This is a genomic window from Paraburkholderia sp. ZP32-5 (assembly GCF_021390495.1).
Taxonomy (GTDB): Bacteria; Pseudomonadota; Gammaproteobacteria; order Burkholderiales; family Burkholderiaceae; genus Paraburkholderia.
Map to the genome: position 1 here is coordinate 552100 of NZ_JAJEJP010000001.1, position 20471 is coordinate 572570.

The 20471-nt window shown below is 64.4% G+C and carries 17 protein-coding genes; 6 read left to right on the forward strand and 11 right to left on the reverse strand.

The features are described from left to right. Positions 1-44 precede the first annotated feature (44 nt). Genes L0U82_RS02410 through L0U82_RS02425 form a run of 4 tightly spaced genes read right to left on the reverse strand, consistent with a single transcriptional unit; the run spans position 45 to position 3879 of the window. Entirely contained in the window at positions 45-764 is a 720-nt protein-coding gene (locus L0U82_RS02410; RefSeq protein ID WP_233828259.1) for a PqiC family protein, read from the reverse strand. Next, positions 761-2422 (reverse strand): PqiB family protein, encoded by a 1662-nt coding sequence (locus tag L0U82_RS02415; protein ID WP_233828260.1) that lies wholly within the window; start codon positions 2420-2422, stop codon positions 761-763. The genes L0U82_RS02410 and L0U82_RS02415 overlap by 4 nt, the downstream gene beginning before the upstream one ends. Beyond that, positions 2415-3065, reverse strand: coding sequence for a paraquat-inducible protein A (locus L0U82_RS02420; RefSeq protein ID WP_233828261.1), 651 nt, complete (start codon positions 3063-3065; stop codon positions 2415-2417). The genes L0U82_RS02415 and L0U82_RS02420 overlap by 8 nt, the downstream gene beginning before the upstream one ends. A 7-nt stretch (positions 3066-3072) precedes the next feature. Beyond that, on the reverse strand, positions 3073-3879 hold the full coding sequence (locus L0U82_RS02425; RefSeq protein ID WP_233828262.1) for a paraquat-inducible protein A: 807 nt from the start codon (positions 3877-3879) through the stop codon (positions 3073-3075). Positions 3880-4227: 348 nt separating this feature from the next. Here L0U82_RS02425 and L0U82_RS02430 point away from each other — a divergent pair, with 348 nt between their 5' ends. From L0U82_RS02430 to L0U82_RS02445, 4 genes are all read left to right on the forward strand, one after another. Next, on the forward strand, positions 4228-4788 hold the full coding sequence (locus L0U82_RS02430; protein WP_233828263.1) for a cytochrome b: 561 nt from the start codon (positions 4228-4230) through the stop codon (positions 4786-4788). Positions 4789-4796: 8 nt separating this feature from the next. After that, positions 4797-5360 carry a YceI family protein gene (locus tag L0U82_RS02435; RefSeq protein WP_233828264.1) on the forward strand — a complete coding sequence of 188 codons (564 nt, stop codon included), beginning with the start codon at positions 4797-4799 and terminating at the stop codon, positions 5358-5360. Positions 5361-5448: 88 nt separating this feature from the next. Next, positions 5449-6018 (forward strand): YceI family protein, encoded by a 570-nt coding sequence (locus L0U82_RS02440; protein WP_233828266.1) that lies wholly within the window; start codon positions 5449-5451, stop codon positions 6016-6018. 308 nt (positions 6019-6326) lie between these two features. Then, positions 6327-7604, forward strand: coding sequence for an MFS transporter (locus L0U82_RS02445; RefSeq protein WP_233828268.1), 1278 nt, complete (start codon positions 6327-6329; stop codon positions 7602-7604). A 156-nt stretch (positions 7605-7760) separates the two neighbouring features. Here the strand turns inward: L0U82_RS02445 and secF are convergent, their stop codons facing one another. The 5 genes from secF to queA all read right to left on the reverse strand — a co-directional run bounded on the left by secF (position 7761) and on the right by queA (position 13913). Further along, positions 7761-8711 (reverse strand): protein translocase subunit SecF, encoded by a 951-nt coding sequence (secF, locus tag L0U82_RS02450; protein WP_233828270.1) that lies wholly within the window; start codon positions 8709-8711, stop codon positions 7761-7763. 18 nt (positions 8712-8729) lie between these two features. Further along, positions 8730-10835 (reverse strand): protein translocase subunit SecD, encoded by a 2106-nt coding sequence (gene secD / locus L0U82_RS02455; RefSeq protein ID WP_233828272.1) that lies wholly within the window; start codon positions 10833-10835, stop codon positions 8730-8732. A gap of 139 nt (positions 10836-10974) precedes the next feature. After that, positions 10975-11304: a preprotein translocase subunit YajC gene (yajC, locus tag L0U82_RS02460; protein ID WP_176109522.1), complete on the reverse strand. Its 330-nt coding sequence runs from the start codon at positions 11302-11304 to the stop codon at positions 10975-10977. A 229-nt stretch (positions 11305-11533) separates the two neighbouring features. After that, positions 11534-12724, reverse strand: coding sequence for a tRNA guanosine(34) transglycosylase Tgt (tgt, locus tag L0U82_RS02465; protein WP_233828274.1), 1191 nt, complete (start codon positions 12722-12724; stop codon positions 11534-11536). A gap of 130 nt (positions 12725-12854) precedes the next feature. Further along, entirely contained in the window at positions 12855-13913 is a 1059-nt protein-coding gene (gene queA, locus L0U82_RS02470) for a tRNA preQ1(34) S-adenosylmethionine ribosyltransferase-isomerase QueA (RefSeq protein ID WP_233828275.1), read from the reverse strand. A gap of 177 nt (positions 13914-14090) precedes the next feature. Between queA and recG the strand changes: the two genes are divergently transcribed. Beyond that, a complete protein-coding gene (gene recG / locus L0U82_RS02475; RefSeq protein ID WP_233828276.1) occupies positions 14091-16562 on the forward strand; it encodes an ATP-dependent DNA helicase RecG in 2472 nt (823 codons plus the stop codon). A 70-nt stretch (positions 16563-16632) separates the two neighbouring features. On the opposite strand, the gene ggt is transcribed toward recG, so the two are convergent. Continuing rightward, complete coding sequence (gene ggt / locus L0U82_RS02480; RefSeq protein WP_267929511.1) at positions 16633-18333, reverse strand: gamma-glutamyltransferase; 1701 nt, start codon at positions 18331-18333, stop codon at positions 16633-16635. Positions 18334-18461: 128 nt separating this feature from the next. Continuing rightward, the gene (locus tag L0U82_RS02485) at positions 18462-19043 is read right to left on the reverse strand and encodes a TetR/AcrR family transcriptional regulator (protein ID WP_233828278.1); all 582 of its coding nucleotides are present in this window, start codon (positions 19041-19043) and stop codon (positions 18462-18464) included. Between the two features lie 286 nt (positions 19044-19329). On the opposite strand from L0U82_RS02485, the gene L0U82_RS02490 reads away from it, so the two are divergent. Continuing rightward, positions 19330-20289 carry a hydrogen peroxide-inducible genes activator gene (locus L0U82_RS02490; RefSeq protein WP_233828279.1) on the forward strand — a complete coding sequence of 320 codons (960 nt, stop codon included), beginning with the start codon at positions 19330-19332 and terminating at the stop codon, positions 20287-20289. The last annotated feature ends 182 nt before the right edge of the window (positions 20290-20471 follow it).

Genomic DNA, 20471 nt, shown 5'->3' on the forward strand with positions numbered 1-20471 from the left:
TGCAGGCGTGCGGGATCTCAGGTTGTGCCGGTCGGCCCGGCCCGTCAGGTGCCGGCCGCGGCGCTCATCCCGGCCGCGGGGCACGCCGGCACGGCGACCGCGGGAGTCTTGCCCGCAGCCGCCGCCATTGCCCGCACCCCCGCCGCAATCTGCGTCGACACCTCCGCGAGCGCGCGCCGGTGTCCGTCGACGAGCGCGTCATAACCGCTGCCGACTTGCTCGCTGACCACGCTGCGGCACGTCATCACCGCATTGCTGCGCACCGCGCGCACGCTCCACACCGTGTCGATCAATGCATGCGAGCCGGGCCACGACTCGAAGCGCTGCACGTTCATCGCGATCCGATAGGCGGCCACGCCGTCCGCGTGCGGCGTGCCGAACGCATCGATGGTCCCCAACTGCTGCGTCAGATTCGTCGACAGCGCGCGGCGGATTTCATCGCCAGGCAGCGAGGCCCAGCGTTCCTGTTCGAGCAACTGCACCTGGGTCGGACCGGTTTGCACCACCAGTTGATTGCGCGACACCTGCGGCGGCACGTTGACCGGCGCGACTTCGATCAGCCATGCGGGCGCGCCGGCCGTATGCGCGACGGCCGGCGCCGCGTTCGCCGCTGCATCGGCGCCGCCCAGCGTATAAAAGCGGCTCGTTGGCGACGAGCACGCCGCCATCGCGATGGCCGCGGCCAGCGCGCCAGCGTAGACGACACCGCGCACGACACCACGCGCGAGCCCGCGCGGCGGGCGGGGGAGCCGGGCAAACATCATGGTTTATCTCCTGATTTACCGCGCAACAGCGATTCGGGGTGACGCTCCAGGTAATCCGACAGCGCGTTCAGCGACTGCAACGTGCGCGTCAGTTCCTGCAACGCCTGATGAACGTCGGATTGCAACGGCGAGTCCTGCTGCAATGTCGCTTCGGCCGAGCTGAAGGTCTGCTTCGCGGCCGACAGCGTGTCGCGCGCCTGCGGCACGACTTCCTTGTCGAGGCGCGTGAACAGCTGGTCGGCGTTCTTCAGCGCGCTGTTCAGGTTGGTGCCGATCTGGTCGAACGGCACCTTGTCGAGCTTCTTCGCGATATCGGCGACCTGCAACTGCAATTCGTCGAGCGTGTTCGGAATCGTCGGCAGTTCGAGCGGATCGCTGGTCACGTCGACCTTGGCCGGCGGCGCTTTCGGGAAGATGTCGAGCGCCACGTACAGCTGGCTCGTGATCAGGTTGCCAGTACGCAGTTGGCCGCGCAGCCCATGCTTGACCAGTTGCTCGAGCAGCGTCTGACCGGCGAGCGTGCCGGGCTGCGGAGCGGTCTCGCGGAAGCGCTTGCCGAGGCGGTCCGGGTACACGTTCATCGTCACCGGCATCGTGAAGCTGCGCGTCTTCGGATCGTAGTCGATGCCGATGTTGGTCACCTGGCCCAACACGATGCCGCGGAAATCGACCGGCGCGCCGATCGACAGCCCGCGCAGCGACTGGTTGAAGTTCATCACGACGCGCAGCGGGATGCCGTCCGGTTCGCGCATCGCGTCGGCTTCGTCGGAGCCGAGCCGGAAGGTCTGGTTGTTCGGTGCCTGCGGGCCCATGTTCTGGCCGGGCGGCGACTGGAACGACAGGCCGCCGACGATCACCGTCGCGAGCGATTGCGTGTTCAATTTGAAGCCGCTCGAATCGAGCCTCAGATCGACGCCGCTCGCATGCCACCAGCGCGTATTGGTGCCGACGTACTGGTCGAACGGCGCGGACACGAACACCTGCATCGTCACGCCGGTGCCGTCCTTGTCGAGCGAGAAGCCGACCACCTGGCCGACCTGCACGCGCCGGTAGAAGATCGGCGAACCGATGTCGATCGAGCCGAGCGAGTCGCCGTGCAGCACGTACTGCCGGCCCTTCTGGTCGCCGGTGATCGGCGGCGGCGTTTCGAGGCCGACGAAGTCGCTCGCGCTCTCGGTCGAGCGGCCGGCATCCGCGCCGATGTAGGAGCCCGACAGCAATGTCGTCAGCCCCGATACGCCGCTCGCGCCGACGCGTGGGCGCACCACCCAGAAGCGCGAATCCTTGACCGCGAATTTCTGGCCTTCCTTGGTCAGTTGTACCTGCACGAGCACATGCGACAGATCTTGCGACAGGGTGATCGTCTTGACCGAGCCGACATCGACGTCCTTGTACTTGACCTTGGTCTTGCCCGGTTCGAGCCCTTCGGCGCTGACGAAGCTGATCGTGATGACGGGCCCGCGTTCGGTGACCGACTTGATCACGAGCGCGATGCCGATCAGCGCGGCGATCAGCGGAATCACCCAGACGAGCGACGGCAGCCAGCGGCTGCGCGGCTCGATGTCGGGGTCCGGAAGTTGGGGCGGCAGTCTGGGTCCGTTCGAATCGTTGCGCGGCGCGTCACCGGAAGCGTGCGTCGGTCCTTGCGGGCTAGTCATGGTCGAGATCCTGAGGTGTTGGGGTGCTGCTTTCCACGGGGTCCCAGATGAGCCGTGGATCGAATTGCATGGACGCGATCATCGTCAGAATCACGACCGAGCCGAACGCGATCGCGCCCGGCCCCGCCGTGATCACGGCCAGCGACTTGAAGCGCACGAGCGCGACGGTCAGCGTGACGACGAAGACATCGAGCATCGACCAGCGGCCGATGCGCTCGACCATCCGGTAGAGCGTCGTGCGCTGCTGCGGACGCCAGCGCGAGCGGCGTTGCGCGGTAATGGTGAGCAGCGCGAGCACGCTCAGCTTCAGCATCGGCACCATGATGCTCGCGATGAACACGATCACCGCGAGCGGCCAGTCGCCCGAGGTCCAGAAATAGACGACACCGCTCATGATCGTGTCGTCCTCGGAGCCGAACAGCGACGACGTATGCATGACCGGTAGCAGGTTGGCCGGAATATACAGCAGCGCCGCGGCGATCAATAGCGCCCACGTGCGCATCAGGCTGTCGGGGTGGCGCGAATGCAGATGCGCGCCGCAGCGTCCGCAGTGCTGCGGCGTGATCGAGCGGATGCGCGCTTCGACGCGTCCGCACGAATGGCAGGAGACGAGGCCGGCGCGTTTCGCGGTGACGTATTTCATCGCGGAATCATCCGTTGCGCGGCGTGGGCGGCAGGCCGGGCGGCGTGCCGCTCGGGTTGTCGGCGGCGCTCGGCGGTGATGACGTGGGCGCGGCCGGTGTGGTTGCCTGCGCGGTGCGCTGCTCAGGCGGCATCGGCGGTCCGGCGAGCGAGCCGACCGCAGCCGCCGCGCTGTCGGCCGACGTGCGCGGCAACGGCCGCTCGCCGCGCTCGCCGAGTTCGTCGGCGAGATCCCACAGCACGCGCGGATCGAACGTGACGACCACCGCGAACATCAGCGTGAGCGCGCCGAATGCGAACAGCGCCGCTTCGGGAATCACGCGCGCGAGGCTGACCATTTTGACGATCGTGATCAGCACGCCGAGCATGAACACTTCGATCATCCCCCACGGCCGCACGAACTGGATCGCGCGCAGCACGCAGTTGAAGTGAGCCGGCACGAAGCCGGCGCGCAGCGGCACCAGTACATAGAGCAGCGCGACGAGTTCGGTAAGCGGAAAGAGGATCGTCGAGCAGAACACCATCACCGCGACGATTTCCATGTCCTCGCCCCACAGCGCGATGAGCGCGCCGAACAGCGTGGTCTGCGAGGTGATGCCGTTGGCGTCGAGTTCGACGATCGGGAAGGCCTGGGCGATCAGAAACGTGATCAGCGCGGCGAGCGTCAACGCGCTGATTGCGTCGAGCTTGCGCGACACGCCGCGATAGAGCGTCGCGCCGCAGCGCGGACAGCGCGCGGCGGTGCGCCCGACAAGCCGTGGCTTGCGGAACAGCGTATCGCATTCATGGCACGCGATCAGGTTGTCATGTTCCATGCGGTAGATGGGCTAGACGTGAGTGGCGGCGTGCAAGGCCTGTTGTTGACGCAAGGTCGCGCGGGCATTGGCAGCAATAGTACCAAACGGGCCTGGCGCCTCGCGTGAATGACGCGGCGCAAACTTCAGCAAAAACTGGACCCGTCCGGTCGATCGAGCGCCAGCCAGCTTCCAGCGCTTGGGGTAGCATGGCGGCCGTGGCGTGTGTCGCGGGCTTGCCGTGGGTTTCCCGCGAGTTTTCAGCGAGTTTCCTCGACATGTTGCGCGCTCTCCGATGGCGGCGGCACGCCGCCGGGAATAGCCGGGCCCGCCGCGCCGTTAACTTCAATCAGCCTGCGTTGAATCTTGATGACACTCAATCCTTCATTCGGTAACCGGGAGTCGTACACGCGGACCGCGATCGCATTCCACTGGCTGATCGCGCTCCTGATCGTCTGCGGCTTCTCGCTGGGGTGGGTGATGACCGACATCCCCGGCTTTACGCCCACCAAGCTGCGCTATTTTTCCTGGCACAAATGGATCGGCGTGACCGTGTTTGCGCTCGCGGTGCTGCGCATCCTGTGGCGCGCGACTCACGCCGCGCCGCCGATGCCGCGCCGCATGCCGCTATGGCAGCGCGGCGCCGCGCATCTCGTGCATCTGCTGCTGTACGTGCTGATGATCGTGATTCCGGTGACCGGCTATCTGTATAGCTCGGCGGCGAACATCCCGGTCGTCTATCTCGGGCTGATTCCGTTGCCGCGCATCATCGCGCCCGATCCGCACCTGAAGGAGGTGCTGAAGAATCTGCATATCGCATTGAATTACACGTTGCTGGTGCTGGTCGCGCTGCACGTCGTGGCCGCGATCAAGCATCAGTTGATCGATCGCGACGGTCTGTTGTCGCGCATGCTTCCTTTCCTCAAATAAGGACAAACATGAAGGTCTCGTTTTATCGCTACATGCTGGCCGCGTTCGCGGCGGCGTCGTTGACTGTCGCGGGCAGCGCGCTTGCGCAGGTCGACGTCGCGAAAAGTTCGGTGACGGCCACGTCGAAGCAGATGAACGTGCCGGTCGAAGGCAAGTTCGGCAAGTTCACCGCGCAGGTCAATTTCGATCCGGCCAAGCCGACCGAAGGCAGCGCGCAACTGAGCATCGACGTCGGCAGCTACGACCTCGGCGACGAGAGCTACAACGAGCAGGTGCGCGGCAAGGACTGGTTCGACGCGAAGACTTTCCCGAGCGCGACGTTCGTCTCTAGCGCAATCGCGCCGGCCGGCGGCAACCAGTTCAAGGTGACCGGCAAGCTGACGATCAAGGGCAAGTCGCAGACGGTCGTCGTGCCGGTCACGGTGACCCAGCAGGGCGCGACGCAAACCTTCGACGGCGCGTTGCCGATCAAACGCCTGCAATTCGATATCGGCACCGGCGAGTGGAAGGACACCTCGGTCGTCGCCGACGAAGTCGTGATCAAGTTTCATATCGTCGCCGCGCACAAGTAATGCGCGTGGCGTTTGGCGTGGCGGTCTTTCCACCGCAGGTTATCCCGCGATTTTCAACGCAATACAGGAGCATGAATTGAAAACATCCATGTTGATCGTTGTTGGCGCGCTGGCTTCGTCGCTGTCGCTCGGCGCGTTTGCCGCCGACACCTATATGCTCGATCCGACCCACACGTATCCGAGCTTCGAGGCGGATCACTTCGGCGGTCTGTCGACCTGGCGCGGCAAGTTCACGAAAAGCACCGGCACGGTGACGCTCGATCGCGCGGCGAAAACCGGCACGGTGGATGTGACCGTCGATCCGGCATCGGTACAGACCGGCAACGCAAAGCTCGACGAGCACCTGAAGACCGACGCATTTTTCGACGTCGCCAAATATCCGACCGTTACCTACAAGGGCACCGAGATCAAGTTCGACGGCGACAAGCCGGTCGAGGTGATCGGCAATCTGACGATTCGCGGTATCACGAAGCCGGTGAATCTGAAGATCGACTCGTTCAAGTGCATGCAGCATCCGGTGCTGAAGCGCGAAGTGTGCGGCGTCGAGGCAAGTACGGAGTTCAATCGCTCCGATTTCGGCATGGACTTCGGCGCGAAATATGGCTTTAACATGACAACGCGCCTGCATATCCAGTCCGAAGGCATCAAGCAGCAGTAAGCACATCAAGGTCGAGCTCGCGCTGCCGCGCACGGCGGCTCGCGGCTTGCACCGAGCTTTCGCGCTGCGCCGCAGCACAGAAAACCGCTTCGTTCGCTCTTTGCGACGAAGCGGTTTTTTTATTGCCATTCGCCGGCGCCGCGGCGTTGCACGGCGGGCCTCCGTTAATTTGGTGCTCGCGCCGTTTTATTTTTTCAGTTAAATAGAGCGCATGGAGTCATGCCGGTGGTGCGCGTAGCCGGCATGGCCAACGCGAGCGCGCCGCGCTCGCGTCGATAAATATTTCGCGTGGGACTCGGGAGATCTGAATGAATGCAACGACAGCAACAAGCGTCGCGGGAAGCCGGCAGAATTCTTGGCGCCTCGTGGCCGCCGCCTCGATCGGCAACGCGCTGGAATGGTTCGACCTGGTGGTGTACGGCTTTTTTGCGGTAATCATCTCGCGGCTGTTTTTCCCGGCCGGCAACGATACGGTCTCGCTGCTGCTGACGCTCGGCACCTTCGGCGTGTCGTTCTTCATGCGCCCGCTCGGCGCGATCGTGATCGGCGCGTATTCGGACCGTGCCGGGCGCAAGGCGGCACTCACGCTGTCGATCGGGCTGATGATGTGCGGCACGCTGATCATCGCGATCCTGCCGACCTATCAGAGCATCGGCGTCGCCGCGCCGTTGATTCTCGTGCTCGCGCGGCTGATGCAGGGCTTTTCGGCCGGCGGCGAGTTCGGCAGCGCGACCGCGTTTCTCGCCGAGCACGTGCCGGGGCGGCGCGGCTTCTACGCGAGCTGGCAACTGGCGAGCCAGGGGCTCACCACCTTGCTCGCCGCCGGCTTCGGCGCCGTGCTGACCGGCACGCTGTCGCCGGAGCAGATGGCATCGTGGGGCTGGCGCGTGCCGTTCATCTTCGGTTTGCTGATCGGGCCGGTCGCGCTGTATATCCGCGCGAAACTCGACGAAACGCCCGAATTCCTCGCGGCCGAAACCACCCAGACGCCGGTGCGCGACACGTTCGCGACGCAGAAAGTGCGGCTCGTGATTGCAATGGGCGTGGTCATTCTCGGCACCGTGTCCGCGTATCTGATGCTGTTCATGCCGACCTATGGCGTCAAGCAACTGGGACTGGCGCCGTCGGCCGCGTTCGCGGCGATTTCGGTGACGGGTCTGATCCAGATGGTGCTGTCGCCGGTAGCGGGGCATCTGTCCGACCGGCACGGCCCCACGCGCATCATGCTGATCGCCGCTGCGCTACTGCTCGTGCTGATCTATCCGGCGTTCGTGTATCTGATCGCGCATCCGAGCTTCGGCACGTTGATCGCGTGGCAGATCATATTCGGCGTTCTGGTGAGCGGATACTTCGGCGCGACGCCGGGCTTGCTGTCGGAAATCTTCCCCGTACAGACGCGCACGACCGGCATGTCGCTCGCCTATAACATCGCGGTGACGATTTTCGGCGGCTTCGGACCGTTCATCATCGCGTGGCTGATCGGCGCGACCGGTTCGAAGGCCGCGCCGAGCTTCTACGTGATCTTTGCGGCGGTGCTGAGCATCGCGGCGCTGATCGGCGCGCGACGCAAGCTGGGATTCCGCTAGAGCGGGTAGTGGGGCGGCTGGGTGTTTAGCCTCGCGCCGCCTCGCACTGCCGCCTCTGCATCGCGGATGTAAACGCAAAAGGCCGGTTCTTTCGAACCGGCCTTTTCGTTGCTCGCGCATTCTTCTTCGCGCGAGCCGCGTATTACGGCAAGCGAATCAAACCTGCGCGCCCGCGTTCGGATCGTCCGGATCGGTGCGTTCCTTCTTTTCCTTCAGCAGATCCTCGCGCTTGATGCCGAACCACATCGCGAGCGCGGCGGCGACGAACACCGACGAGTAGATACCGAACAGAATACCGACGGTCAGCGCGAGCGCGAAGTAGTGCAGCGTCGGGCCGCCGAACAGGAACATCGACAGCACCATCATCTGCGTACTGCCGTGCGTGATGATGGTTCGCGACATCGTGCTGGTGATCGCGTGGTTGATCACTTCGGTCACCGTCATCTTGCGTTCGCGGCGGAAGGTTTCGCGAATCCGGTCGAAGATAACGACCGACTCGTTGACCGAGTAGCCGAGCACCGCGAGCACCGCGGCCAGCACCGACAGCGAGAACTCCCACTGAAAGAACGCGAAGAAGCCGAGAATGATCACCACGTCGTGCAGGTTCGCGATCACGCCGGCGACTGCGTACTTCCATTCGAAGCGGAACGACAGATAGATCACGATACCGGCCACGACGCACGCGAGTGCCAGCAGACCGTCGGTGGCGAGTTCTTTGCCGACCTGCGGGCCGACGAACTCGACGCGCTGCAACTGCACCTGCGGCGTGTCGGCCTTCAGCGCGCCCATCACCTGATCGCTCTGTTGCGCGGACGTATAGCCCGTCTTCAACGGCAGACGGATCAGCACGTCGCGCGAGGAGCCGAAGTTCTGCACCTGCGCGTCCGCATAGCCGAGCTTGCCGAGCGTGTTGCGCACCGGGTCGAGCGGCACCGCGCCCGGATACTGCACCTCGATCACGGTGCCGCCGGTGAATTCCACCGACAGATGCAGCCCGCGATGCACGAGGAAAAACACGGCGGCGAGAAAGGTGATCAGCGAGATCGCGTTGAAGACCAACGCGCGCTGCATGAACGGGATGTCTTTACGGAAACGGAAAAATTCCATGGTCTTGTTCTCCGGGACTCAGCGGGATGAACCCGGTTTCTGCGGCGCGGACGTGTTCGACGACGAGCCGTCCGTCGGCGTGCCCGGCCCATTGCGGCGGCGCACGCTCGGTTTCGCGCGGCCCTGCGCGCCGGCCGCGGCCGATGCTTTCGCGCCAGCCTTGGAACTTGCCTTCGAGCTGGCCTTCGCGGTGGCGATGGCCTGCGCGGTGTCGGTCGAGGCGTCGTCGTTGCCCAGATAGGCTCCCGCGCCGGCGGTTGCCGCTTGCGGACGCCACACCTGGCCGATCGACAGCGACTTCAGCTTCTTCTTGCCGCCGTACCAGAAGTTGACGATGCCGCGCGAGAAGAACACCGCCGAGAACATCGACGTCAGGATGCCGATACAGTGGACCATCGCGAAACCGCGCACCGGACCGGAGCCGAACGCGAGCAGCGCGAGGCCGGCGATCAGTGTCGTGACGTTCGAGTCGAGAATCGTCGCCCATGCATGGTCGTAGCCGTTCTGGATCGCCAGTTGCGGCGGCGCGCCGTTGCGCAGTTCTTCACGCACGCGCTCGTTGATCAGCACGTTCGCGTCGATGGCCATACCGAGCGCAAGCGCGATAGCGGCGATACCCGGCAGTGTGAGCGTGGCCTGCAGCATCGACAGCACCGCGACCAGCAGCAGCAGGTTCACCGACAGGCCGATCACCGAGATCACGCCGAACAGCATGTAGTACGCGATCATGAACACGGCGATCGCGACGAAGCCCCACACCACCGAATGGAAGCCCTTGCTGATGTTGTCGGCGCCGAGGCTCGGGCCGATCGTGCGTTCCTCGATGATGTCCATCGGCGCGGCGAGCGAGCCGGCGCGCAACAGCAGCGCGAGGTCGGCGGCGGCTTGCGGGGTCGGCTGACCGGTGATCTGGAAGCGGTCGCCCAGCTCCGACTGAATGGTTGCGACCGTCAGCACTTCGCCCTTGCCGCGTTCGAACAGCACCATCGCCATCGGCTTGCCGATGTTGTCGCGCGACACGGCGCTGATCGCGCGGCCGCCGGCCGAGTCGAGACGGATATTGACCGACGGACGCTGATGCTCGTCGAAGCCCGACGAGGCGTCGATGATGCGGTCGCCGGTGAAAATCACCTGCTTGCGCAGCAGCACCGGCACCTGGTTGCCTTGCGTGAACAGTTCGTCGCCCGGCGGCACCGGGTCGTTCGGGTTCGGATGGGTGTTGACCGGATCGGCGAGGCGCGCTTCGAGCGTCGCCGTGCGGCCGATGATGTCCTTCGCCTTCGCGGTGTCCTGCACGCCCGGCAGTTCGACCACGATGCGGTCCGAGCCCTGTTGCTGGATCACCGGCTCGGCCACGCCGAGTTCGTTGACCCGGTTATGCAGCGTCGTGATGTTCTGCTTGAGCGCGGCATCCTGCACCGAGCGCTGCACGTCCGGCGTGAACGTGCCGACCAGCTGCACGCCGCCGTCCGCTCCGGTATTGGCCTGCGAAGCCCACTGGAGTTCGCTGACGCTGCGCTTGAGCAGCTTCAGCGCCGCATCCGCGGTAGCCTGATCGGCCAGATTCACCACCACCGACTGGTTGACGCGATTCACACCGCCGTCGCGGATCCTGTTGTCGCGCAGCATCGTACGCACGTCCGACGCGTCCGAATCGAGCTTCTTGTTCAGCGCGCCGGCCATGTCGACCTGCAGCAGGAAGTGCACGCCGCCGCGCAGATCGAGACCGAGGTACATCGGCAGCGCGCGCAGCGCGGTCAGCCAGTTCGGCGATGCGCTTTGCAGGTTCAGCGCGACGATGTACTGCGGATCGTTCGGGTCGCTGTTCAGCGACTTCTGCAGCAGGTCCTTGACGCGCAGTTGCGTATCGGTGTCCGACAGGCGCACGCGGATGTTCGCGTTGTTCTGCGAGTTGTCGAACGTGACCGCGGTCGGCTTGATCTGATTGGACGCGAGCGCGGCTTCGACCGACGCAAGCGTCGTGGCGTCGAGCCTGACCGTCGCCTTGCCGCTCGACACCTGCACCGCCGGCGCTTCGCCGTACAGATTGGGCAGCGTGTACACGAGGCCGATGACCAGAGCCACCAGCATCACGGCATATTTCCAGAGGGGGTAGCGATTCATGAGTGGTCCAACGGGAAGGTTGGCTTGGATGCGATGCGTCCGGCGATGAGCGCGGGCGGATTCACGGAACTATGAACGAACTGCGGGAAAACCGTGTGAATCGCCGGCGAGGCCGCGCCGGACGCGAGGAGAGCAGGCCTTAAAGCGACTTGATCGTGCCCTTCGGGAGAATCGTCGTGACCGACGCCTTTTGCACGGTGATTTCCGTGCCTTCCGAGATTTCGATGCCGACGTAGGCTTCGCCTACCTTCGTCACCTTGCCGACGATGCCGCCGTTCGTCACGACTTCATCGCCCTTGGCCATCGCAGCGAGCATATTGCGATGTTCCTTCTGACGCTTCATTTGCGGGCGAATCATGATGAAGTACAGCACGCCGAACATCAGGATCAGCGGCAGGAAGCTCATCAGGTTCGATTCAACGCCACCTGCTGCAGCGCCTTGTGCGAAGGCATTGGAAATGAACGACACGTTGGTCTCTCCGTTTTATCAGTCAAACACAAAAAAATCAGCCGATTATTCTACCACCGGCAGAAGTCGCGCCGCCGCAGCGAATCGGCTTTGCGATCAACCGGTTAAAGGTCCGTTGAGGTCGCGGGTCAAGTCCGATTCGCTGCATGGCGAAGGTAGATTGTAAGTTTTCTGTGTGCATCCATGGCGATGCACGTGGATTCTTCAGCGGAATCCACGTGCCGCCCCGTCAGGACGAGGGCACCGCGCCGCGCGCGCGATCTTCGTGGAAACGCTTGCGGAACGTGTCGAACAGCTTCGCGTCGATCGCGTCGCGCATCTCCTGCATCAGTTCGAGGTAGTAGTGCAGGTTGTGGATCGTGTTCAGCTGCGCGCCGAGGATTTCGCCGACGCGGTGCAGATGATGCAGATAGCCGCGCGTGAAATTGCGACAGGTGTAGCAGCCGCATTGCTCGTCGAGCGGGCGCAGCGAGTTCTTGTGCGTCGCGTTGCGGATCTTGATGTCGCCGAAACGCGTGAACAGCCAGCCGTTGCGCGCGTTGCGGGTCGGCATCACGCAGTCGAACATGTCGACGCCGGCCGCGACGCCGGCCACGAGATCTTCCGGCGTGCCGACGCCCATCAGGTAGTGCGGCTTGTCGGCCGGCAGCTTCGGGCCGATGTGGTTCAGGATGCGCATCATGTCTTCCTTCGGCTCGCCGACCGACAGACCGCCGATCGCGAGGCCGTGGAAGTTCTTCTCCGCTAGGCCGGCGAGCGATTCGTCGCGCAGATCCTCGAACATGCCGCCCTGCACGATGCCGAACAGCGCGTTCGGATTGCCGAGGCGCTGGAATTCGTCGATCGAGCGCTGCGCCCAGCGCATCGACATACGCATCGATTCGGCCGCTTCCTGGTGCGAGGTCGGGATGTTGTTGGTCGCGTACGGCGTGCATTCGTCGAACTGCATCACGATGTCCGAGTTCAGCACTTTCTGGATCTGCATCGACACTTCCGGCGACAGGAACAGCCGGTCGCCGTTGATCGGCGACGCGAACGTGACGCCGTCCTCGGTGATCTTGCGCAGATCGCCGAGCGAGAACACCTGGAAGCCGCCGGAGTCGGTCAGGATCGGCTTGTTCCAGCCCATGAAGCGGTGCAGGCCGCCGTGCGCCTCGATCGTTTCGAGCCCCGGGCGCAGCCACAGGTGAAAGGTGTTGCCGAGGATGATCTGCGCGTGCATCTCGTCGAGCTCGCGCGGCTGGACCGCTTTGACGGTGCCGTAGGTGCCGACCGGCATGAAGATCGGCGTTTCGACGACGCCGTGGTTCAGCGTCACGCGGCCGCGGCGCGCGAGGCCGTCGGTGCCGAGCAGTTCGAATTTGAGGCCGTTGGCGGGGCGCTCGTGGGCAGGGTGTTGCGAGGAATGACCGACGGTCATGGGATAACTCCTGTGCTACCGGAAAACAGTCCGGCGCAAACAATGAAACGCCGTCGCGAAGGTTCGCGGCGGCTAGAGAGCTGCGAAAACAAAAAAACAGGGAAACGCTACATCAGGCGCGTCGGCGCGCTCAAACGTCGCGCCGCGTCAGCAGCATCGCGTCGCCATAGCTGAAAAACCGGTACCGCTGTTCGATCGCGTGACGATACGTGGCGCGAATCGTCTCGATGCCTGCGAACGCCGACACCAGCATCAGCAGCGTCGACTTCGGCAAATGGAAATTGGTCACCAGCCGGTCGACCACCCGGAACCGGTAGCCCGGCGTGATGAAGATATCGGTTTCCGCGCTCGTCGCGGCGAGCGGCCGGCCGGCGGTTTCGGCGTCGCGCGCGGCGGCTTCGAGCGCGCGCATCGAGGTCGTGCCGACCGCGATCACGCGGTTGCCGCGCGCCTTCGTCGCGGCGATCTTGTCGGCGAGCGCTTGCGGCAGGTGATACCACTCGCTGTGCATCTTGTGCTCGGCGATATTCTCGACCCGCACCGGCTGGAACGTGCCCGCGCCGACGTGCAGCGTCAGCGTCGCGCGTTCCACGCCGCGCGCGTCGAGCTTCGCGAGCAGCGCGTCGTCGAAATGCAGACCCGCGGTCGGCGCGGCGACCGCGCCCGGATTCTGCGCGAACACGGTCTGGTAGCGGGTTTCGTCGGTCGCGTCGGCGTCGTGCTCGATGTACGGCGGCAGCGGCAGCCGGCCGTACTGCTCGATCAGCGTCAGGCAATCGGCGGGGAAATGCAGCGTGTAGAACGGCTCGACGCGCTCGCCGACGGTGACGTCGAACGCATCCGCGAGACGGATCGTGGTGCCTGGCTGCGGGCTCTTGCTCGCGCGAATCTGCGCAAGCGCGGTGCGCTCACCGGTGAGACGCTCCACCAGCACTTCGATCTGGCCGCCGCTCGCCTTCTGGCCTAAGAAGCGCGCCTTCAGCACCTTGGTGTCGTTGAAGATCAGAAGATCGCCCGGCGCGATGCACTCGGGCAGTTCGGTGAAGCGGCGGTCGATCAGACGCGCGGCGCCATCGGCGGCACCCGCGCCGTCCACTTCGAGCAGACGGCTCGCGCTGCGCTCGGGCAGCGCGACTTGCGCGATCAGCTCGGGCGGCAGATCGAAATCGAAATCGGAAAGCGTAAACATGCGAACGACTGGAAGCGAATTGGGACTGAATTGAGCCGAAGCTGGAGCCGGGCGGCTATGATGACGGGACGCCGAAGCGGCCCGCGCGCCCTGTGCCGCCTCCTGCAAGCGCTGGAGCGCGAAGGGCGGCACGACGTTTTTTTCGAAGCAGCCGATATTGTACTTGCGAAGCAGCCCATGCCTTTGTCCGACCGCCGATCGTCCGTTGCCACTCTCGAAGCGGGCGCCGCGCCGCGCCGCCGTGGCGCGCGGGCAGCGGAGGTGGAGGACGGCGAAGCGGAGAGCGCCGCAGTTGGCGGCATGACGGCGGCCGGCGGCGATTCCGCGCAGGGTGATAGTGCCGGTGACCCCACGCCCGATCCGGCGGAGGAGCTTGCAGCAGGCGCGGCGGGCGACAACCCGAGCCGCAAATCCGCAGCCAAGGCTACGGGCCGCAGCACCACGGCGAAGGGCAGGCCGAAGGCCACGGTCAAAGCCGATCCGCAAGCTGCCGCCAGTGCTGATGCCAATACCGGCCCTGATGCCAGCCCCGATACTGCTCCCCCGGCTGCAAGCAAAACCGCCGCGAAATCCGCTACCAAACCCCCAGTCAAAACCGCCGACAAGCTCGCCAAACTCGGCCTCACGCGCTCGATCGACCTCGTGCTGCATCTGCCGATGCGCTACGAGGACGAAACTTCGCTCACGCCGATCGGCCAGCTGTTGCCCGGCGGCATCGCGCAAACCGAAGGTGTGGTGTTCGACAACGAGATTGCCTACCGGCCGCGCCGCCAACTGCTGGTGAAGCTGCGCGACGCCGATGGCGACGAACTGGTGTTGCGCTTTCTGAACTTCTACGGCTCGCAAGTCAAGCAGATGGCGCTCGGCGCGCGGCTGCGCGTGCGCGGCGATGTGCGCGGCGGCTTCTTTGGCATGGAGATGGTGCACCCGGCGGTGCGCGTCGTCGACGAAGACACGCCGCTGCCGCAGGCGCTGACGCCGGTCTATCCGAGCACCGCGGGCGTCACGCAGGCGTATCTGCGCAAGGCGATCGACAACGCGCTGTCGCGCACGTCGCTGCCGGAACTGCTGCCTGTGCCGGTCGCGCAGGCGTTCGTCGAGCCGCTCGGCGTGCCGTCGCTGATGGATGCGGTGCGCACGCTGCATCATCCGGGCGTGCAGTCGGACGAGACCGCGCTGATCGACGGCACGCATCCGGCGTGGATTCGCATCAAGTTCGAAGAACTGCTCGCGCAGCAGATGTCGCTGAAGCGCGCGCATGACGAGCGTCGCACGCGCGCCGCGCCGGCGATGCCGCGCCGCAAGCTCGGCGACGAATCGGCGTTGGTCGCGCGTTTGCTGAAGGCGCTGCCGTTTGCGCTGACGGGCGCGCAGGAACGCGTCGGCGGCGAGATCGCGCTCGATCTGACCCAACCGCATCCGATGCAGCGGCTCTTGCAGGGCGATGTCGGCAGCGGCAAGACGATTGTCGCCGCGCTCGCCGCCGCGCAGGCGATCGACGCCGGCTACCAGGCCGCGCTGATGGCGCCCACTGAAATCCTCGCCGAACAGCACGCGCGCAAGCTGCGCGGCTGGTTGGAGCCGCTTGGCGTCAGCGTCGCGTGGCTCGCGGGCAGTCTGAAGACGAAGGAGAAGCGCGCGGCGATCGAAGCCGCCGCGCTCGGCACCGCGCAACTCGTGATCGGCACGCACGCGATCATCCAGGACGCGGTCGAGTTCGCGCGCCTGGGTCTCGTGATCGTCGACGAACAGCATCGCTTCGGCGTCGCGCAACGGCTCGCGCTGCGCGCGAAGGCGAAAAACGCCGCCGATGGCGCGCACGACTTCCAGCCGCATCAACTGATGATGTCCGCGACGCCGATTCCGCGCACGCTCGCGATGACCTACTATGCGGACCTCGACGTGTCGACGATCGACGAACTGCCGCCCGGCCGCACGCCGATCCTCACAAAGCTCGTGTCGGATGCGCGCCGCGAAGAAGTGATCGGCCGCGTGCGCGAGGCGGCGCTGACGGGGCGCCAGGTGTATTGGGTGTGTCCGCTGATCGAGGAAAGCGAGACCTTGCAGTTGCAGACCGCGGTCGAGACCTACGAAACGCTCGTGGCCGCGCTGCCCGAACTGAAGGTCGGGCTCGTGCACGGGCGTCTCGCGCCCGCCGAGAAGGCCGCGGTGATGGACGCGTTCTCGCGCAACGAGATCCAGTTGCTGGTCGCGACGACGGTGATCGAGGTCGGCGTCGACGTGCCGAATGCGTCGCTGATGGTGATCGAGCACGCGGAGCGCTTCGGCCTCGCGCAGCTGCATCAGTTGCGCGGGCGGGTAGGGCGCGGCAGCGCTGCGTCGGTGTGCGTGCTGCTATACACCGGGCCGCTGTCGATAACCGCGCGCCAGCGTCTGCAGACGATGCGCGAAACTACCGACGGCTTCGAAATCGCACGGCGCGATCTCGAGATTCGCGGTCCGGGCGAGTTTCTCGGTGCGCGTCAGTCGGGCGCGGCGATGCTGCGCTTCGCGGATCTGCAGAACGACCAGTGGCTGATCGAACCGGCCCGCGAGGCGGCCGCGACGCTGCTGGAAAAATATCCCGAGGTGGTGCTTCAGCATCTGGCGCGCTGGCTCGGCGCGCGGGAGCAGTATCTGAAGGCGTAGAGTCGGTGGAGTCCGGAGGAAACAGCCAGCGATCAATCAGCCGATCGCATGGCCATTTCGCGGACCCGCATCAATACCCGACCGCCGACCCCGCCGGACGACGCGGATCGTTCGATCCGTACAGAAATCCCTGACGAACCTGACCCGACACCGACGAGTCGTTGCCTGAACTCACACGGCTTGCCGCTTCGGTCCCCGGCAAGCCGACCATGATCAGCTCGGCGGCGCCCCACGGCGTTTGCTCGACCATCTTGTAGCCCATCTGCTGCAGGATCTTCAGCGTATCCGGCGACAAGCCCTGGGTCTCGTAGTCGACCTCATCCGGCAGCCACTGGTGATGAATACGCGGCGCGTCGACCGCATCCTGCGGCGCCATGCCGTAGTCGATCACGTTCAGCGCGGTTTCCAGCGTAATCGTGATGATCCGCGAGCCGCCCGGCGAGCCCACCACCATGAAGACCTTGCCGTCCTTCAACACGACCGTCGGCGCCATCGACGACAGCGGACGCTTGCCCGGCGCGATCGAGTTGCGCGCGCCTTGCACCAGCCCGAACATATTCTGCACGCCGACCTTGACGGTGAAATCGTCCATCTCGTCGTTCAGGAAAAAGCCCGTGCCCGGCGCGATCACGACCGCGCCGAAACGGCCGTTGACGGTATAGGTCGTCGACACCGCGTTGCCGGCCTTGTCGATGATCGAGTAGTGCGTGGTTTCGGGCTTCTCGTGCACGCCGTAGCCCGGTTGCACGTCTTTCGACGGCGTCGCGGTATCGGCGGTGATCAGCGTGCGGATGCTTGCCGCGTAGTCCTTGCTCATCAGCTTGTCGACCGGATTGTTGATGAAGGCCGGGTCGCCGAGCAGCGTATTGCGATCGAGGTACGCATGGCGCATCGCTTCGGTCATGTAGTGCACCGACGCGGCTGAGTGAAAGCCGAGGCCGCGCATGTCATAGCCTTCGAGGATATTCAGCGTCTCGCAAAGCGTGACGCCGCCCGAGCTCGGCGGCGGCGCGGAAATGAAATCGTAGCCGCGGTAGCTGCACTTCAGCGGCGCGGTATCTTCGGCCTTATAGGCGGCGAAATCCGCGGCGGTGATCAGGCCGCCGTTCTTTTTCGATGCGGCTTCGACGACCTGCGGAATGTGGCCGTGATAGAACGCGTCGGGTCCGCGGCGAGCGATGCTTTCCAGCGTCTTCGCGAGATCGCGTTGCACCAGCCGGTCGCCCGGCTGAAGCGGGGTGCCGTCGCGACGCAGGAAAATCCGCGCGGCGTCCGGATCGGAGTGAAAGCGCTGCACCGTCGTGTCCAGAATGTCGGTGTCCGCGCGCGTCAGAATGAAGCCGTCACGCGCAAGCTTGATCGCGGGCGCCATCACCTGCTGGCGCGTCAGCTTGCCGTATTTGCGTTGTGCGAGATCGAGACCCGCGACCGTTCCCGGTACACCGACCGCGCGATAGCCGTATAGGCTCTCACCTGGGCGGACCTTGCCGTCGGCATCCAGATACATGTCCGCGCTGGCCGCAGCCGGCGCGGTCTCGCGAAAGTTGATGAAGTGGTCCTCGCCGTTCGCGAGATGCAGCGTCATGAAGCCGCCGCCGCCGATATTTCCGCAGCACGGGTTGGTCACCGCCTGCGCATAACCGACGGCGACAGCGGCATCGACCGCATTGCCGCCCTGTTTCAGAATCGCGATGCCGATGTTGGAGGCAAGGTCTTGCGACGACACGACCATGCCGTTCCTCGCCTCGACGGCCGGCTCCGATGCGGCCATCGCATGGAGGTGTATGACTGAGAAAACAGCAAGGGCAACGATTCGCTTCACGATGAAATGTCTCCGGTCGAGTAATAGTAAAAAACAAGGCAGATCAGGCAGTGCACGCCTGACGAACCCCCGAAAATTCAGGTAATCGAGGCAAAAAGAATCTCCGCCGTCGCTTGCGGATCAAAGCCGTGGCCGAGCCCTCGGCCCACCAGCATCGAACCTTCCAGCAAGGCCAGCAGCGCACCGGCAAGTTCAGACGGACTGCGGCTGGAGCGCAGGCTTCCTTGCGCGAGGCCCTTTTCGATGACCGCAGTAAGCCATCCGAGATTGATCCTGAAGAAATCACGAATTCCGCTTCTGATGTCCTCGGGCAGCGATTGCGCTTCAGCACCCAACATGCCACACACACAAAGCTGGCCGTCCTGCGCGTAGGTGCTGGCAAACAGACCGGCGTAGGCCTTCAGCCGGTCGGGAGCTTGAGCGAACGTTGTCTCGATGCGCGACAGCGCCTCGGCAAAGCGATGCGTATAGCGCTGCACGACGACGGCGCCGAGTTCCGCCTTGGTCGCGAAGTGGTGATGAACGCTGGGTTTGCGAATGCCTATCTGGACAGCAATGTCCTCGTAGGAGAAGCCGTTGTACCCGACGCGTTGAATCAAACCCTCGGCGGTGTCGACGATGCGCATGGCCGAGGGCGTGAGTTCAGTGAAATGCTTCATCGGGGTGTGGCGAGAGCTGGAAAAATCGCGGAATGCGGATGACTGCGAAGACGCGGCGCGGCGGCTCGGTACCTACCTATTAACTGGTAGGCAAGTGTTCGGGGTCAAAATAATGAAGTCAAGCGCCGACGAGCCGGATCCTGTCCGCTCAGTCCGGCGACCTGTCCTCCTTGCCGGCGAACGGTCCAGTGGTCATTTTGTCGCGAGCATTTTCTAGGCTGGCGAACCGACCCTATACGGTGTATAACTAGAACCTATCGAATGCATCGTACTGATTGATCCCCGAATGACGCTCACCGAATTGAAATACATCGTGGCGGTCGCTCGCGAGCGGCACTTCGGCCGGGCCGCCGAAGCATGTTTCGTCAGCCAGCCCACGCTGTCCGTCGCCATCAAGAAGCTCGAAGACGAGCTGAACGTGCAGATTTTCGAGCGCGGCACCAGCGAAGTCAGTGTCACGCCGATCGGCGAACAGATCGTCACGCAAGCGCAGCGCGTGCTCGAACAGACGCTCGCGATCAAGGAAATCGCCAAGCAGGGCAAGGATCCGCTGGTCGGGCCGCTGCGCCTCGGCGTGATCTACACGATCGGGCCGTACCTGCTGCCCACGCTCGTCAAGCAGATGATCGCGCGGGTCCCGCAGATGCCGCTGATGCTGCAGGAAAACTACACGCTGAAGCTGATCGAACTGCTGAAGCAGGGCGAAATCGACGTCGCGATCATGGCGCTGCCGTTTCCCGAAACGGGTCTGATGCTGCGCCCGCTGTACGACGAACCGTTCGTCGTCGCGCTGCCGTCCGGTCATGCATGGGAAACGCGCCCGAAGATCGACCCCGACGATCTGAAGCAGGAAACCATGCTGCTGCTCGGCAGCGGTCACTGCTTCCGCGATCACGTGCTTGGCGTGTGCCCCGAACTGATGCGTTTTTCGCAGAACGCGGACGGCATCCAGAAGACCTTCGAGGGCTCGTCGCTGGAGACGATCCGCCATATGGTCGCGAGCGGCGTCGGTATTACTGTGCTGCCGCGCATGTCGGTGCACGAGGTCAAGCCGCATGCGGCTGGCATCGACGCGGGTCTGCTCAGCTACGTCGCGTTCGATGAGCCGGTACCCGACCGGCGCGTCGTGCTCGCGTGGCGCAAGAGCTTCACGCGCATGCCTGCGATCGACGCGATCTGCGATGCGATCGCCGCCTGCGATCTGCCGGGCGTCAAGAAGCTCGATCTGCCGGCCGCCGTCAATTAACGCGCGGCATTCCGCACCGCGCTGCCGGTGCGGGCCTTTCTCAAAAAGGGCGCAAGCAAATCCTATCGAATAGATTAAGTTAATCAAACACGAATTTTCGATAGGATTGTTATAGTTTCCTCCAAGGATCGCCCGATCCCCTTATCTCATAAGGCTCGGCGCCCGGCTGCAAAGCCCAGCGC

Coding starts and splice junctions, on each gene's coding strand:
- L0U82_RS02420 (WP_233828261.1), bottom strand. CDS start 3,065: ATGAAATACGTCACCGCGAAACGCGCCGGCCTCGTCTCCTGCCATTCG.
- L0U82_RS02415 (WP_233828260.1), bottom strand. CDS start 2,422: ATGACTAGCCCGCAAGGACCGACGCACGCTTCCGGTGACGCGCCGCGC.
- L0U82_RS02490 (WP_233828279.1), top strand. CDS start 19,330: ATGACGCTCACCGAATTGAAATACATCGTGGCGGTCGCTCGCGAGCGG.
- L0U82_RS02425 (WP_233828262.1), bottom strand. CDS start 3,879: ATGGAACATGACAACCTGATCGCGTGCCATGAATGCGATACGCTGTTC.
- tgt (WP_233828274.1), bottom strand. CDS start 12,724: ATGACCGTCGGTCATTCCTCGCAACACCCTGCCCACGAGCGCCCCGCC.
- recG (WP_233828276.1), top strand. CDS start 14,091: ATGCCTTTGTCCGACCGCCGATCGTCCGTTGCCACTCTCGAAGCGGGC.
- L0U82_RS02435 (WP_233828264.1), top strand. CDS start 4,797: ATGAAGGTCTCGTTTTATCGCTACATGCTGGCCGCGTTCGCGGCGGCG.
- ggt (WP_267929511.1), bottom strand. CDS start 18,333: ATGGCCGCATCGGAGCCGGCCGTCGAGGCGAGGAACGGCATGGTCGTG.
- secF (WP_233828270.1), bottom strand. CDS start 8,711: ATGGAATTTTTCCGTTTCCGTAAAGACATCCCGTTCATGCAGCGCGCG.
- queA (WP_233828275.1), bottom strand. CDS start 13,913: ATGTTTACGCTTTCCGATTTCGATTTCGATCTGCCGCCCGAGCTGATC.
- L0U82_RS02410 (WP_233828259.1), bottom strand. CDS start 764: ATGATGTTTGCCCGGCTCCCCCGCCCGCCGCGCGGGCTCGCGCGTGGT.
- L0U82_RS02485 (WP_233828278.1), bottom strand. CDS start 19,043: ATGAAGCATTTCACTGAACTCACGCCCTCGGCCATGCGCATCGTCGAC.
- L0U82_RS02440 (WP_233828266.1), top strand. CDS start 5,449: ATGTTGATCGTTGTTGGCGCGCTGGCTTCGTCGCTGTCGCTCGGCGCG.
- L0U82_RS02430 (WP_233828263.1), top strand. CDS start 4,228: ATGACACTCAATCCTTCATTCGGTAACCGGGAGTCGTACACGCGGACC.
- secD (WP_233828272.1), bottom strand. CDS start 10,835: ATGAATCGCTACCCCCTCTGGAAATATGCCGTGATGCTGGTGGCTCTG.
- L0U82_RS02445 (WP_233828268.1), top strand. CDS start 6,327: ATGAATGCAACGACAGCAACAAGCGTCGCGGGAAGCCGGCAGAATTCT.